This is a genomic window from Streptomyces sp. NPDC017943 (genome assembly GCF_044328425.1).
GTDB classification, from domain to species: domain Bacteria; phylum Actinomycetota; class Actinomycetes; order Streptomycetales; family Streptomycetaceae; genus Streptomyces; species Streptomyces djakartensis_A.
On record NZ_JBIRHH010000004.1, the window covers coordinates 677,543 to 692,693 of the forward strand.

Consider the following 15,151-nt stretch of genomic DNA (forward strand, 5'->3'; position numbering starts at 1 on the left):
GCACTGTCGGACGTCCCCGGGAGGTCCGGGCCCTGGTGCTGCTCGGCACCGTGCTGGCCCTGCTCCTCCTGGGCGGCGGCCCCGCCTCGGCCCACGCCGCCCTCGGCGGCACCGACCCCGACGACGGATCCGTCGTGCAGCGGGCCCCCCGTCACGTCACCCTGACCTTCACCGAGTCCGTCGGCCTCCTCGACGACTCCTTCCGGGTCTTCGGGCCCGACCAGCACCGCGTCCACACCGGCGAGCCCACCCACGCCGACGGCCGTTCCGAGACAGCCCGGGTCTCCCTGCCCGCCGGACTCGCCCAGGGCACCTACACGGTGGCCTGGCGGGTCGTGTCCGCCGACAGCCACCCCGTCTCGGGCGCCTTCAGCTTCTCGGTGGGCAAGCCGTCCGCGACCACCGCCCCGATCGACACCGGCCCCGCCGAGGACCCGCTCACCGGCCGCCTGTACGACGCCGCCCGCTACCTCGCCTACCTCGCCGCCGCCCTGCTCGTCGGCACCGCCGCGTTCGTGCTGCTGTGCCGGCCTGCGAACCCCTCCGCGCTGCGCCGGCCGGCGCGGGCCGCCTGGTGGGCGCTGCTCGGCGCCACGGCCGTCCTGCTCCTGCTGCGCGCCCCCTACGAGGCGGGCACCGGCCCGGCCGCCGCCTTCGGCACCGAGGCCCTCGGCCGCACCCTGACCGGCCGCCCCGGCCGGGCCCTGCTCGCGCGGCTGGCGGTGCTGCTGCTCACGGCGGCCTTCGCACGGTGGCTGTCCCGCCGCCGCGCCGGGGACCGCGGCCCGCAGCGCCGGGACCCCGTCCCGCTCACCGGGGCCGCGGTGCTGGCCGTCGGGCTCGCGCTGACGTGGGCGGCGGCCGAGCACGCCTCCGCCGGGATCCAGGTGCCGCTCGCGATGACGTCCTCCGTGGCGCACCTGCTCGCGACGGGCGTGTGGCTGGGCGGCCTGGCCGCGCTGCTGCTCGTCTCGCGCCGCGACTCGGGCGAGGACCTGGCGCGGATCGTGCCCCGCTTCTCCCGGATCGCCTTCGCCTCGGTGGCCGTACTGGCCGTCACCGGCCTCTACCAGTCCTGGCGCGGCCTCGGTTCCCTGTCCGCGTTGAGCACCACGCCGTACGGCCGCCTGCTGCTGGTGAAACTGGCGGGGGTGGGAGCGCTGCTCCTGGTCGCCCGCCACTCCCGCCGCTGGACGGCCCGGATCGCGGCGCCGGCGCCGGCCGTCCGGGCCGCCGTCCCGGAGCGGGCCCCGCAGCCGGTCGGCGCGACGGTCGGGAAGCCGGGCGGCGACGGCGGCCCGGAGCCGGTGGGCCCGCACCCCGGACCGGTCCCGGTCTCCTCACTCGCCCCCCACGGCCCCGACGCGGCGCACGGCCGCCCCGACGGCCTCGACGGTTCGGGCGGGAACGACCGCCCCGGCACGGCCGACGGAGCAGAAGCCCCCGGCGGTTCCGGCACAGCCGACGGCCACGAGAACCCCGTCGGTTCCCATGCCCCCGGCGCCCCCGACGACCCGGACGCCCGGCGGCGCGGTCTGCGGCGGTCCGTGCTCGCCGAGGCCGCCGTCGCGGCCGTGGTGCTGCTGATCACCACCGTGCTCACCGGGACGCTGCCCGGTCGCGCCCAGGCCGAGGCGGCGCGGCAGGCCCCGGTCGGCGCGCTGCCGCCCACCGCGGAGGTCGTCGTGCCCTTCGACACGGGCCGGGACGGCGTGACCGGCCGCGGCACCGTCTACGTCACGCTCGACCCCGCCCGGGTCGGCGAGAACGGCGTGACGGCCGTGGTCCACGGCTCCGACACCGGTCTGGTCGTCGTCCCCGAGGTCCGCATCACCTTCACCCTCCCCGCCCGCGAGGTGGGCCCCATCGACGCCGGGGTCAGGGACCGGGGCGGCTACTGGGGCACCAACTCCGTCAACCTGCCGCTCGCCGGGGACTGGACGATGAGGACGACCGTGCGGGTGTCGGACGTGGACCAGGTGACGGTGGCGAAGAAGGTGCGGATCGAGCCCTAGGCACCCGTCCCGCCGCCGTCGGCGCGGTGCCGTCGAGCAGCCGGGTCATGCTCTCGGCCGCGCGCACGGCGGCGTCGCCGCAGCAGTTGTTGAACAGCACGTGGACCTGGTCCGCCTCCTCGGCCAGCGCGCGTACCCGGGGCAGCCACTCGGCGAGTTCGTCCTCGCGGTACGCGTGGCGGAACCGGTCCTCCTTGCTGCCGGTGCCCCAGGCGGTGCTGCGGCCGTGGAAGCGGACGACGGCCAGCCGGGAGGAGGTCACCGGCGTCACGGGCGGCACGGACGAGGGCAGCGACTGCGTCATGTCGACGGCGACCGCGGCCATGCCGTGCCGGGCCAGCAGCGCCACCGTGTCCTCGGCCTGCTCCGGCTCCCACCAGGACGGGTGCCGGAACTCCACGGCGAGCGGCCAGCCCCCGGTCCGGGCGGCGCACTCCGCGAGGAACGCCTCGGCGCGCTGCCCGGGGCGGAACCACGGAGGGAACTGGAACAGCACGCTCCCGAGCCGCCCGGCCCGCCGCAGCGGCTCGACACCGGCCGCGAAGCGGGCCCACACCTCGTCCAGCACCCGGGGATCGCGGGGGTCGGCCGGCAGCCCGCCCGGCATCACGGCCGCCCGGGTGGGGTGCCCGGTCAGCAGCGAGAACGCCTTCACGTCGAACACGAACCCGTCCGGCGTGCGCTCGGCCCACAGCAGGCTGTTCCGCTCGCTCGGCAGCGCGTAGTACGAGGAGTCGACCTCGACGACCGGGAACCGCTCGGCGTAGTGCCGTAACCGCCCCTCGGCGTCCCGCCGTCCGGCCGGGTACCAGCCGCTGGCGACCAGGGCCTTGTCGGTCCACGAGCACGTGCCCACGAGGATCTCACCCATGGGTGGGCGGTTACCCGCGCCCGGCGCCGGCAGGCTCGCGCTCCTTCTGGCCGTGGTGCGGTGAGGGCTCCGCCGATCGGGGTAAACAGGTCATGACCGCGCATTTCCGGGGATACGACCGAGCCCCCGTGAGAGCGAGATGACCGATCATGGAGCAGCCCGTCACCATCGGCCGGGCCACCCGGTCGTCGTCCGGACCGGCACCCGAAGCCGTCGACGCCCTCGTCGGCGAGGCCCTCACCGCCCGCGTCACCCTCGACGAGGACGGCGCGGTGACCGGCTGGAACGCCGGCGCCGAAGAGCTGCTCGGGTATCCGGCCGGGCAGGTGACCGGCCGCCGTGCCGCGGACCTGCTGGCCGAGCCGATCCCGCTGCGCGGCGGCATGCCCGCCCTGGCCGGGCTGCCGCGCTGGAACGGCGACGTCGCCCTGCGCCACCGCGACGGCCGGACGCTGACCGTCAGGATCCTCGCCCACCACCGGCCCCCCGGCTCCCGCGCCCCCGCCTGGCTGATCGTCTCCGCCCTCCCGGGCCCCGGACCCGGCTCCGGCCTGGAGGAGCAACTGGTCGCCTGGAGCTTCGCCCAGTCCCCGTGCTGCGCCATGGCGCTCTACGACACCCGGCTGAGACTGCGGCGGGCCAACGCCGACATGGAACGCGCCACGGCCCTCACCGAGGAGGAGATGCGGGGCCTGCGCGTGTCCGAGATCATCGACGACGACTCCGGCGAGCGTGCGGAACGCGCCATGGCCCGGGTCCTCACGACCGGCGAGCCCGAGTACGAGGAGAACTTCCTGCGGGCCCCCGGCGAACTCCACGAGCACGCCTGGTCGCTCTTCATGTCGGTCCTGCGCGATCCGCGGGACGCCGCCGTCCGGGGCGTCTGCCTCGCCGCGCACGACATGACGGAGCAGTTCTGGGCCCGCAAGCGCCTGCAACTGATCGCCGAGGCGGGACGGCGCATCGGCACCACGCTCGACGTGACCCGCACCGCCCAGGAACTGGCGGACGTGACCGTCCCGGAGCTCGCCGACTTCGTCAGCGTCGACCTGCTGGCCACGCTGGAGGACCTGCCCAAACCGCCCGGGCGGACCGTCCCCGCGGAGGGCCCGCTGCTGCTGCGGCGGACCGCGCTGCGCTCGCGGATCCCCGGGGCGCCGGAGGCGGTCGTGGCCGCGGGCGCCGTGGACGCCTACCCCGCCGGTTCGGCGCCCTACGAGAGCCTGCGCACCGGACAGCCGGTGCTGCACGCGCCGGACGACCCGGCGTTCGCCGCGTGGCTCGCCCGCGACGCGGCCCGCTCCGCGCGCTACCGGGCGTTCGGCATCCACTCGGTGATGAGCGTGCCGCTCGTCGCCCGCGGCACCACCCTGGGCGTGGCGTACTTCGTGCGCCACCACAACACCGAGGTCTTCCGCCACGACGACCTGGTGCTGGCCGGGGAACTGACGGCCCGGGCCGCCGTCAGCATCGACAACGCCCGCCGCTACACGCGCGAGCGGGACACCGCCGTCATGCTCCAGCGCAGCCTGCTGCCGCAGCGGCTGCCCCGGCAGGCGGCGGTCGAGGTCGCCTCCCGCTACCTGCCGGCCGGCGGGCACGCCGGGGTCGGCGGCGACTGGTTCGACGTCATCCCGCTGTCCGGGGCCCGGGTGGCCCTGGTCGTCGGCGACGTCGTGGGCCACGGGCTGCACGCCAGCGCGACCATGGGGCGGCTGCGCACGGCGGTGCGCACCCTGGCCGACATCGACCTGCCCTGCGACGAACTGCTGACCCACCTGGACGACCTGGTGGCACGCCTGAACACGGAGGACGAGGGAGGGGAGACGGGCGGGCCCGCGCCGCCGCCCGCCTTCGCCGGAGCCCCGGACCCGGCGTCCAAGACCTCCGCCGACGTCGGCGCCACCTGCCTGTACGCCGTCTACGACCCGGTCTCCCGGCGCTGCTGCTTCTCCGCCGCCGGGCACCCCCGGCCCGCCGTGGTGAGCCCCGACGGCGCCGTTGACCTGATCGCCCTCGCGGCCGGCCCGCCGCTGGGCGTGGGCGGACTGCCGTACGAGGCCACCCAGGTGGAGCTGCCCGAGGGCAGCCTGCTCGCGCTGTACACCAACGGCCTGATCGAGACCGGCGACCACGACCTCGACGCGGGGGCCGACCGGCTGCGCCGCGCCCTGGCCCGGCCGGCGGCCTCGCTGGACGCCCTGTGCGACGCGGTCCTCGCCGACCTGCTGCCGCCGCGGCCGGCGGACGACGTGGCCCTGCTGCTGGCCCGCACCCGGGCGCTGCACGGCGACCGGGTGGCCACCTGGTCGGTGCCGTCCGACCCGTCCGCCGTCGCGCAGGCCCGCAAGGACGTCGTGGCGCAGCTGGAGCGGTGGGGGCTGTCCGACGCGGTGTTCGTGACCGAACTGGTCGCCAGCGAACTCGTCACCAACGCCATCCGGCACGCCGAGCCGCCGGTCCGGCTCCGGCTGATCCACGACACGAGCCTGATCTGCGAGGTCTCCGACGGCGGCAGCACCGCCCCCCACCTGCGCCGCGCCCGCAGCTACGACGAGGGCGGCCGGGGCCTGCTCCTGGTGGCGCAACTGACCGAGCGCTGGGGTACCCGGCAGACCGCGACCGGCAAGACCATCTGGGCGGAGCAGCCCCTGACCCGTGCCTGAGGACCCACCCGCCCCGGCCCCCGCCCCCGTGACAAGGCAAGGAGCACCGACGACGGATGCAGACCTTCCTCCCCTACGCGGACTTCGAGGAGACGGCCCTCGCCCTGGACCGCCGCAGGCTCGGCAAACAGCGGGTCGAGACACTCCAGGTGCTGCGCGGCCTGGTCGTCCCGGGCTACGGCTGGCGCAACCACCCGGCGGTGCGGATGTGGATCGGCTACGAGGAGGCCCTGGTCCGCTACGGCCTGGAGATCTGCCGGGTCTGGCGGGACCGGGGCCACCAGGACACCTGCGCCGCCACGATGGTGGCCGACCTCGCCGCGGCCCGCCCGCACGCCCCGATCCGCGACCAGTCCGCTCTGGCCGCCGAGGGCGAGCTTCCGCCCTGGCTGGGCGACGGGCCGTTCCACCGCAGCCACCGCTCGGCCCTGGTCCGCAAGGACCCGGAGACCTACGCGGAGCTCTTCCCGGGCGTCCCGGACGACCTGCCGTACGTCTGGCCCGACTCGGACCGCCGGCCGTAGACGTCCGTCACACGGGCGCCGGGAGCGGTGGAGCCGGGGCGGCGCGCTGCGCCGGCGGTGCTGGCTAGGCGGCCCGGCGGCGCTTGGCCGGGGCGGGCTGCGGCGCCTCCTCGGGCAGGAACGTGTCGTCCTCCCCGAAGTCGGGGGCCTGGAAGGGGTCCGTCGCCGGCGGCGGGGACGCGGCGGCGGAACGGCTGGGGTGCCCTTCCACGGCGGAGAACAGCGAAGTCGAGTCGATGAGAGGTCTCTTTTCCTGAGCGGGCCCGCGAGGGGCCCGTGCGTGCCGTGTCCCGGCACGGAGGACTACAGCTTGGTCATCTTGGCGTAGGGGCTCGGGATCCGCACGGGCGCGGAACCGAAGTCCACGAGCGCCGCGATTCCGTCCTCGATGCCGATGACGCGGCCGAGGCCGTACATGTCGTGGGTGACCTGGTCTCCCACGGCGAAGTGCTTGGGGGCCGGTGCGACCGGGGCCTTGAAGGGGCTGGTCGGCAGATGGCGCTTCGGAGCTGAAGGCTTAGTCATTGCCCCCAGTATGCGGCCAACACCGCCCGGCGCACCGCCCCTGCCCGTTCCGGATCTCCCGGAAACGCCGGCACACCGGCCCCACCCACCACGTCGAAGGGCCCCACCGCGAACGGTGGGGCCCTTCGACATCGTGCCCGGTGAGGCACTGGCGGAGGATACGAGATTCGAACTCGTGAGGGGTTGCCCCCAACACGCTTTCCAAGCGTGCGCCCTAGGCCTCTAGGCGAATCCTCCGCTGGGAACATTACATGACCGAGAGGAGTGCTCGCGAACTCGTTCCCTGCCCCCGACATCAGGTAACCTTGGCGCAGCCCCTCACGCGGCGCTATCTGACTGAACTCCCCCAGGGCCGGAAGGCAGCAAGGGTAGGTCGGCTCTGGCGGGTGCGTGGGGGGCGTCTGCGTTCCGCGGCGGCCCAGGGTTCTCCGGGCTCTCCGCCCCCGCCCGTCTCCGGGTCGGGGCCCGATGTCACCGGCCGCCTATAACCTCGTAGGCGTGTCGTCTCTCGCTCTGTACCGCCGCTACCGCCCGGAGACCTTCGCCGAGGTCATCGGGCAGGAGCATGTCACCGACCCGTTGCAGCAGGCGCTGCGCAACAACCGGGTCAACCACGCGTACCTGTTCAGCGGGCCGCGCGGCTGTGGCAAGACGACCAGTGCGCGCATCCTCGCCCGCTGCCTGAACTGCGAGCAGGGCCCCACGCCCACCCCGTGCGGCGAGTGCCACTCCTGCCAGGACCTCGCGCGCAACGGCCCCGGCTCCATCGACGTCATCGAGATCGACGCCGCTTCCCACGGAGGCGTGGACGACGCCCGTGACCTGCGCGAGAAGGCCTTCTTCGGACCGGCCCGCAGCAGGTACAAGATCTACATCATCGACGAGGCCCACATGGTCACGTCGGCCGGCTTCAACGCGCTGCTGAAGGTCGTCGAGGAGCCCCCGGAGCATCTCAAGTTCATCTTCGCCACCACCGAGCCCGAGAAGGTCATCGGGACGATCCGCTCCCGGACCCACCACTACCCCTTCCGGCTCGTCCCGCCCGGCACCCTCCGGGAGTACCTCGGCGAGGTCTGCCAGAAGGAGGGCATCCCGGTCGAGGACGGCGTGCTCCCGCTCGTGGTGCGGGCCGGCGCCGGATCCGTGCGTGACTCGATGTCCGTCATGGACCAGCTGCTCGCCGGCGCCGCCTCGGACGGTGTGACGTACGCCATGGCCACGTCCCTCCTGGGGTACACCGAGGGCTCGCTGCTCGACTCCGTCGTCGAGGCGTTCGCCACCGGTGACGGGGCCGCCGCCTTCGAGGTGGTCGACCGGGTGATCGAGGGCGGCAACGACCCGCGCCGGTTCGTCGCCGACCTGCTGGAGCGGCTGCGCGACCTCGTGATCCTGGCCGCCGTGCCGGACGCCGCCGAGAAGGGGCTGATCGACGCCCCGGCCGACGTCGTCGAGCGCATGCAGGCCCAGGCCGGCACCTTCGGGCCCGCCGAGCTGAGCCGCGCCGCCGACCTGGTCAACGAGGGCCTCACGGAGATGCGCGGTGCCCACTCGCCCCGGCTCCAGCTCGAACTGATCTGCGCGCGTGTGCTGCTCCCCGCCGCCTACGGCGACGAGCGGTCCGTCATGGCCCGCCTGGACCGCGTCGAGCGCGGCGTGAGCTTCTCCGCGGCTCCCGCGGGGGGCGCGCCCGCCATGGGCTACGTGCCCGGGCCGCAGGCCCATGCACAGCCCGCCCCGCCGGTCCCGCCCGGTGGCGGCCCGGCCGCGGCCCGCGCGGCGGTCCGGACGCCCGGCGGCCCCGGCGCCCCCGTCGACCAGGGCAGCGCCCCGACGGCCCCCGCCCCGACCGGCGCGGCCCCCAACCCCACCGGCCCGGGCGCCTCCCCGGCCGACGCGGGTGCAGCCGAGGGCCTTGCCCCGGCCGTACCCGCCGACACCCCCTCCGCTCCCGCGCCCGGCCCCGGCGGCGCACCCGCGCACCCCGCGCAGCCGCCGCAGGCCCCGGCACCCTCGGCCTCCGCCCCCGCTCCCGGCGCGTGGCCCACGGCCGCGTCCGCCGGTGGCGGCCGCCGCCCCGGCGGCTGGCCCACCGCCACCCCGGGCGCCTCCGCCTCCGGCGCCCCGGCGACGGGCCCCGCCGGGTCGGGCGCCCCCGCGCCGAGCACCCCCGCGCCCGCCCCGCAGGCCCCGCAGTCCCCTGCTGCGGCCGCGCCCCAGGCGGCTCCCGCCGCGCCCCCCGCCGGGGGGCTCGACCCGCGCATGTTGTGGCCGAACATCCTGGAGGCCGTCAAGAACCGCCGCCGCTTCACCTGGATCCTGCTCAGCCAGAACGCCCAGGTCGCCGGCTTCGACGGCACGACCCTCCAGCTCGGCTTCGTGAACGCGGGCGCCCGGGACAACTTCCTCAGCAGCGGCAGCGAGGACGTGCTGCGCCAGGCACTGGGCGAGCAGTTCAACGTGCAGTGGAAGATCGAGGCGATCGTCGACCCCTCGGGCGGCTCCACGCCACCGGCCCCCGGCGGCCCCGCGGGCTTCGGCGGCGGCCCGGGCGCGGCACCGGCCCCGGCCCCGGGCGGTTACGGCGGCTCCGCCGCGGCCACCGGCTCCGGCACCTGGGGCGGCGGCTCCGGCGGCGGTGGCGCCACGGCGACGGCCCAGCGCCCCGCCCCCGCGCAGGCGGCCGCCCCGGCGGCCCCCGCCCGGCAGGCCGCTCCCGCGCCCTCGACGCCGGTTCCCCAGCCCTCCGCACCCCAGCGGCGCCACGTCTCCGTCGAGGAGGACATCCCCGAGGACGACGACCCGGACCTGGACGAATCAGCGCTGTCGGGCCAGGAGCTGATCGTCAGGGAGCTGGGGGCGACCGTCGTGGAGGAGTTCACCAACGAGTAGCGGGCGCGCCCTCCGATACGGCCCCGCCCGCGTGCCGCTCGTAGGATCATCCAGACCCGTCCGTCCCCGGTCTTCGGAAGCCCGCACAAAGGGGAACCGGCCGCTGCCGTTAGGCTGACCCCGTGAAGGTCCTCGTCATCGGCAGCGGCGCCCGCGAACACGCCCTGTGCCACTCCCTGTCCCACGACCCCGACGTCACGGCGCTGTACTGCGCCCCTGGCAACGCCGGCATCGCCGAGGTCGCCGAGCTGCACCAGGTCGACGCCCTGGACGGCACCGCCGTCACCGCGCTGGCCACCCGGCTCGGCGCGGAGCTCGTGGTCGTCGGCCCGGAGGCGCCGCTCGTCGCCGGTGTCGCCGACGCCGTGCGCGAGGCGGGCATCCCGGTGTTCGGCCCGTCCGGCGAGGCCGCGCAGCTGGAAGGCTCCAAAGCCTTCGCCAAGGACGTCATGGCGGCGGCCGGAGTACCCACGGCCCGGTCCTACGTCTGCACGACGGCGGAGGAGGTCGAGACCGCACTCGACGCCTTCGGCGCTCCCTACGTCGTCAAGGACGACGGCCTCGCCGCCGGCAAGGGCGTCGTCGTCACCGACGACCTGAGCGCCGCCCGGGAGCACGCCGCCGCCTGTGAGCGCGTGGTCATCGAGGAGTACCTCGACGGCCCGGAGGTCTCCCTGTTCGCCGTCACCGACGGCGAGACGGTCGTCCCGCTCCAGCCCGCCCAGGACTTCAAGCGCGCCCTGAACGGCGACGAGGGTCCCAACACGGGCGGCATGGGGGCGTACTCGCCGCTGCCCTGGGCCGACCCGAAGCTGGTCGACGAGGTGCTGCGGACGGTGCTCCAGCCGACCGTGGACGAGATGCGGCGGCGCGGCACGCCGTTCTCCGGGCTGCTCTACGCCGGTCTCGCGATCACCTCGCGCGGTGTGCGCGTGATCGAGTTCAACGCCCGCTTCGGCGACCCGGAGACCCAGGTCGTGCTGGCCCGGCTGAGGACGCCGCTGGCCGGTCTGCTGCTGGCCGCCGCCACCGGCACCCTCGCCGACCTGGAGCCGCTGCGCTGGAGCGACGACGCGGCCGTGACCGTGGTCGTCGCCTCGCACAACTACCCGGGCACCCCGCGCACCGGCGACCCGATCACCGGACTGGACGAGGTCGCCGCCCAGGACGCCCCGCACGCGTACGTGCTGCACGCCGGCACCCGGCGGGAGGGCGACGCCGTGGTCAGCGCAGGCGGCCGGGTGCTGTCCGTCACGGCCACCGGCAAGGACCTCACCGAGGCCCGCGACCGCGCCTACACGGCCGTGGCCCGCATCCGCCTCGACGGGTCCCAGCACCGCACGGACATCGCCGCGAAGGCGGCCGGCGCGTAACTCCCCCGGCCGGGCGGACACCGCCCGTCCGGCCGCGATGAACCCCGCAGGCCCCGGATCCGTCTCAGGATCCGGGGCCTGACGTGTACCGGGAGGCGTCGGCGCGGGGTGACCCGATCGTCGTGCCGTCCGTCATCAGCTCTCCCCAAAGCCATTCCATCGAGTGACCGATGCCGTATCCGGCTGACGGGGGGAGGAGCCCCAACTATGGTGCGGCGCAAGCGTTCCGGCACTTGGCCCACCGGCATTGCGATGTCAGTGACGGGTGCCACAGTGGGGGAGTGAGCAAGGGAAGCGTCAGGTCTACGGGGAGGGGGTGAGGTCGGTCGTGACCGGAATGGGTGTGGAGGCAGGGGCGCAGGCCGCCCGGGCGCGGGCACTGGTCGTGCTGCGCATGCGCAGCCGTGCGCTGGCCGTCGCCCTGCTGCCCGCCGCCGTCGCCGTGATCCTGCTGGCGGGCGCCGCGGGCGGCCGTCTCGAGGGCTCCGGGTGGGACGCGGCCCGCTGGGCCCTGACGCCGGTCGCGGCGCTCGTGCTGCTCTTCGCCGGCGGGGTCGCCCTGGTCGTGGCGCGGGCCCGGCCCGCCCTGAGCCCCACCGTTCCGATCGCCGAGGAGGCGGCCCCGGACCTGTACCGGATGGTGCGCGACCTGGCCGACCGCCTCGACGTCCCGGCACCCTCCGCGATAGCGCTCACCCCGGACTGCGACAGCTGGCTCGAGGACCGCACGCACCCGGCGCACGGCCCACCGCCGGCCGAGGAGCACGAGGACATAGCGGGCTCCGGACGGCACGCCCACCGCAGACAGCCGGTCGCCCCGGTCCTGGTCATCGGCTCCCCGTTCCTGTGGTGGATGCGCGTCGGCGAACTGCGCGCGGTCCTCGCCCCGGTCGTCGCCGGTACGGGGCCCTCGGCCCATCCGGACATAGCGGCCGCCCGGCGCTTCGTCCGCGGTCTGGACGCCGCCGTGGCCGTGGCCTCGGCGCCCCGGCGCGACCCGGTGACCCGGGCCGTGCTCGCGGGGGTCGGCTGGGTGGCCCGGGCGCTGCTGCGCAGCTGCCGCGTGCACGCCGCCGAGATGGAGCGGGGTGTGGCGGCGGCCGCCGCGGAGCGTGCACAGGCTGTGGACTACGGGCTGCGGATCGTCGCCCAGGAGCAGGTCGGCCTGGCCTACGCGGGCTGGGACCGGCTGCTGACCCGGGTCGCGCTGCCGGCCTGGCGGATGGGCCGCTGGCCGTCCCGGCTGGACGCCGGTGTGGTCGCGGCGCTCACGGAGCTGTCCCGGCGGGACCGCCTGGCCGAGGGCTTCGCGTCCCGGCTCGGCGAGCGCCCCGCCTGCGACCTGCTGGAGGAGCCGGGCTCGGTCGACGAGGCCGCCTCCCTGCTCGCCGCCCGCCTCTTCCACGGCGGCCCGTCCGGGTCCGGGCCCGACTGGTCCCCCGTGGACTGGAGCGCGTACCCGGAGGAGGTCGTGGACCGCACATGGCGCCTGGACGCCGCCCGGCTGCACCGGGTCCTGGACGCCATGGGCGTCCGCCCGGCCACCGGTGACACGCCCCCGGCCTCCGCCGCTCCGACCCTGTCCCGGGTCCTCGACCACCTCACCGAGCCGGACCCCGCCTGGCCCCCCGGCCCGCCCTGCACGATCACGGCCCCGGGGTACAGCCCGGCCGCCTCCGCCTCCGGCGCCGTCCCCGCCACCCCGGCGCCCGCATCCGCCGCCCCCGGGGCGGGCAGCGGCGCCACACCGGGGACCGGCGCCGCCGGACCGGCGTCCGGGACCACCGGCACCACGACGGGCGGTGCTGCCGAGGCCCCCCGGCCCGGGGACAGCGGCACACCGGCCTTCGCCGACGACGAGGACCTCGCCGACACCACTCCCCGCAGCGCCGCGCTGGCCGCCCGGCTCAGCGCCGAGCTGGCCCGCGAGGAGGCCCCGCCCCCGCACGCGGCGTCCGCCGGCCCCGGCCCGGCGACCCCCGCCGCGTCCCCGGGGCCCGACCCCGCGGCCCTCTGGGACGACCGGACCCTGCCCCTCTTCCCGCTCCAGCCGCCGCGCACGGCCCGCGAGCTGCTCGCCGACCACCTCACGGCGATGGTCTGCTGCGCCGCGATGGACAGCGCGGGTGCCGCGCCCGGCCTGGACTGGCTGGACGGCCCGACCCTGCTCGTCGAGGGCGAGCGCGCGGCTGATCTGGCCCCCAAGGTGCTCACCCTGATCGAGGACGGCAACGCGGTCCCGCTGCGCACCTGGCTCGCCGAGCTGGGGATACGCCCGGAGAAGCCGGTCCGGCTCGGCTGAGGGACTGCGTCCGCCGCGGAGCAGCACCTTCCGCTTCTGGCCAATTCACAACGAACAGTGACGGAACGCGTGCGTCATGTGATGTGCTGGGAGCGTCACGCGCGTGGCAAGGGCGGGCGGAATACGACAAGCACATAAGCACGCGGAGTCGCACACGCCTCCCGGGCCGCGGACATCGCGGGACGGTACGGACCGCACGGACCGGCTCGCACGACCCGCGAGGGCCTGGCGGCACCAGGCCGGCCACCCGGCATGGCAACCGAGCGCCGCGCGGGGCACGCGGCGCGCACGCCGCCCGGCACGCACCACGCGCGCGACTCGTACCACCCGCACCACGGTCACACGCACAGCACGCACAGCACCACTACACGCACCACACGCACAGCACCAGAGAGCGCACACCGGTACGGACGATCACGGGGGCCAAGGGGAGGGGAGCCACCATGGGTTCGGAGCAGACCCGGCGCTGGGAGTCGGGAGCACTGGCACACGGCGTGACGGATCCCTTCGGGCAGGGCCCGGTGCCCTGGCTGCGCGGCAATGTGACGTACTTCGACGACACCGGCCAGGTCGTCCCTTGGTACGTCGACCAGGACGCGGCCCCCGGGTCGGCAAAAGGGACCCGCTCCGGCGGCGGCCCCCGCGCGGCGGACGACGTGCGCCTCCAGATCAAGGGCTTCACCTCCACCGGCGCGGTCGCGCCCGGCGAGGCCATCGACTTCCACATCACCGTCGACCCGCCGCAGGAGTTCGGCGTCGACATCTACCGCATCGGCCACTACGGCGGTGACGGCGCCGCGAAGATCACCACCAGCCCCCGCCTGTCCGGCATCGTGCAGCCCCCGCCGCTCACCGCCGACCGCACGGTCTCCTGCCACCACTGGTGGCTGTCCTGGCGCCTGCAAGTGCCCTCGTACTGGAACGTCGGGGCGTACGTGGCGGTCCTCACCACCGCCGACGGCTACCGCTCGCACGTCCCCTTCACCGTCCGGCACGACCAGCCCGCCGACCTGCTGCTCGTGCTGCCCGACGTCACCTGGCAGGCGTACAACCTCTATCCGGAGGACGGCCGCACCGGCGCCAGCCTCTACCACGCCTGGGACGGCACGGGCCGTCTGCTGGGCGAGTCGCAGGCCGCCACCACGGTCTCCTTCGACCGCCCCTACGCGGGCGCCGGCCTCCCCCTGCACGTGGGCCACGCCTACGACGTCATCCGCTGGGCCGAGCGCTACGGCTACGACCTCGGCTACGCCCACGCCTCCGACCTGCACGCCGGCCGTGTCGATCCGGCCCGCTACCGCGGGCTGGTCTTCCCCGGGCACGACGAGTACTGGTCGGCGGACATGCGCCGCACCGTGGAGGTCGCCCGCGACGCCGGCACCTCACTGGTGTTCCTGTCCGCCAACTCCCTGTACTGGCAGGTGGAACTGGGGCCCTCGCCCTCCGGTGTCCCCGACCGCCTGCTCACCTGCCGCAAGCGCAGGGGCCCGGGCAAGCCGGTGCTGTGGCGGGAGGTCGACCGGGCGGAGCAGCAGCTCCTGGGCATCCAGTACGCCGGGCCCGTGCCCGAGCCGCACCCGCTGATCGTGCGCAACGCCGGGCACTGGCTGTGGGAGGCGACCGGCGCCCACGAGGGCGACGAGATCGACGGGTTGGTGGCGGGCGAGGCCGACCGCTACTTCCCGCGCACCCCGCTGCCCGAGCACGAGGAGCGGATCCTGCTGGCCCACTCCCCGTACACCGACAAGGAGGGCACGCGCCGCCACCAGGAGACCTCCCTGTACCGCGCGCCCTCCGGGGCCTGGGTCTTCGCAGCAGGAACGTTCGCCTGGTCCCCGGCCCTGGACCGCCCGGGCCACGTCGACGAGCGGATCCAGCGGGCGACCGCGAATCTCCTGGACCGCATCTGCAAACGCGACTGACCCCGTGTCCGTGCCCGGCCTCCCGTACGGGAGAATCGAGCCACTTGGACATCACCACGGGGAG

The 15,151-nt window shown here is 75.6% G+C and carries 10 protein-coding genes, 1 tRNA gene and 1 other RNA gene; 8 read left to right on the plus strand and 4 right to left on the minus strand.

Annotated elements, in window-relative coordinates:
- The first annotated feature begins 35 nt into the window (after positions 1–35).
- Positions 36–2,015, plus strand: a complete 1,980-nt coding sequence (locus ACH4C6_RS16690) for a copper resistance CopC/CopD family protein (RefSeq protein ID WP_398109368.1) — start codon at positions 36–38, stop codon at positions 2,013–2,015.
- On the opposite strand, the gene ACH4C6_RS16695 is transcribed toward ACH4C6_RS16690, so the two are convergent.
- Positions 1,915–2,886 carry a DUF72 domain-containing protein gene (locus tag ACH4C6_RS16695; protein WP_398109285.1) on the minus strand — a complete coding sequence of 324 codons (972 nt, stop codon included), beginning with the start codon at positions 2,884–2,886 and terminating at the stop codon, positions 1,915–1,917. The two genes, ACH4C6_RS16690 and ACH4C6_RS16695, sit on opposite strands and share 101 nt — an antisense overlap.
- A 149-nt stretch (positions 2,887–3,035) precedes the next feature.
- On the opposite strand from ACH4C6_RS16695, the gene ACH4C6_RS16700 reads away from it, so the two are divergent.
- Together ACH4C6_RS16700 and ACH4C6_RS16705 are read left to right on the plus strand one after the other, a co-directional pair.
- Positions 3,036–5,552: a SpoIIE family protein phosphatase gene (locus ACH4C6_RS16700; protein WP_398109286.1), complete on the plus strand. Its 2,517-nt coding sequence runs from the start codon at positions 3,036–3,038 to the stop codon at positions 5,550–5,552.
- A 56-nt stretch (positions 5,553–5,608) separates the two neighbouring features.
- Positions 5,609–6,076: an MSMEG_6728 family protein gene (locus ACH4C6_RS16705; protein ID WP_398109287.1), complete on the plus strand. Its 468-nt coding sequence runs from the start codon at positions 5,609–5,611 to the stop codon at positions 6,074–6,076.
- A 64-nt stretch (positions 6,077–6,140) separates the two neighbouring features.
- Here ACH4C6_RS16705 and ACH4C6_RS16710 read toward each other — a convergent pair whose 3' ends face one another.
- The 3 genes from ACH4C6_RS16710 to ACH4C6_RS16720 all read right to left on the minus strand — a co-directional run bounded on the left by ACH4C6_RS16710 (position 6,141) and on the right by ACH4C6_RS16720 (position 6,838).
- Entirely contained in the window at positions 6,141–6,287 is a 147-nt protein-coding gene (locus ACH4C6_RS16710; protein WP_398109288.1) for a hypothetical protein, read from the minus strand.
- A 92-nt stretch (positions 6,288–6,379) separates the two neighbouring features.
- Entirely contained in the window at positions 6,380–6,601 is a 222-nt protein-coding gene (locus ACH4C6_RS16715; RefSeq protein WP_333931599.1) for a hypothetical protein, read from the minus strand.
- Between the two features lie 149 nt (positions 6,602–6,750).
- A tRNA-Ser gene (locus ACH4C6_RS16720) sits at positions 6,751–6,838 on the minus strand.
- Between the two features lie 72 nt (positions 6,839–6,910).
- On the opposite strand from ACH4C6_RS16720, the gene ffs reads away from it, so the two are divergent.
- From ffs to ACH4C6_RS16745, 5 genes are all read left to right on the plus strand, one after another.
- An RNA gene (gene ffs, locus ACH4C6_RS16725) (signal recognition particle sRNA small type) lies at positions 6,911–7,007 on the plus strand.
- 92 nt (positions 7,008–7,099) lie between these two features.
- Complete coding sequence (locus ACH4C6_RS16730; protein ID WP_398109289.1) at positions 7,100–9,490, plus strand: DNA polymerase III subunit gamma and tau; 2,391 nt, start codon at positions 7,100–7,102, stop codon at positions 9,488–9,490.
- Positions 9,491–9,612: 122 nt separating this feature from the next.
- Positions 9,613–10,863 (plus strand): phosphoribosylamine--glycine ligase, encoded by a 1,251-nt coding sequence (purD, locus tag ACH4C6_RS16735; protein ID WP_398109290.1) that lies wholly within the window; start codon positions 9,613–9,615, stop codon positions 10,861–10,863.
- A 337-nt stretch (positions 10,864–11,200) separates the two neighbouring features.
- A complete protein-coding gene (locus ACH4C6_RS16740; RefSeq protein WP_398109369.1) occupies positions 11,201–13,165 on the plus strand; it encodes a hypothetical protein in 1,965 nt (654 codons plus the stop codon).
- 443 nt (positions 13,166–13,608) lie between these two features.
- The gene (locus ACH4C6_RS16745; protein ID WP_398109291.1) at positions 13,609–15,087 is read left to right on the plus strand and encodes a N,N-dimethylformamidase beta subunit family domain-containing protein; all 1,479 of its coding nucleotides are present in this window, start codon (positions 13,609–13,611) and stop codon (positions 15,085–15,087) included.
- The last annotated feature ends 64 nt before the right edge of the window (positions 15,088–15,151 follow it).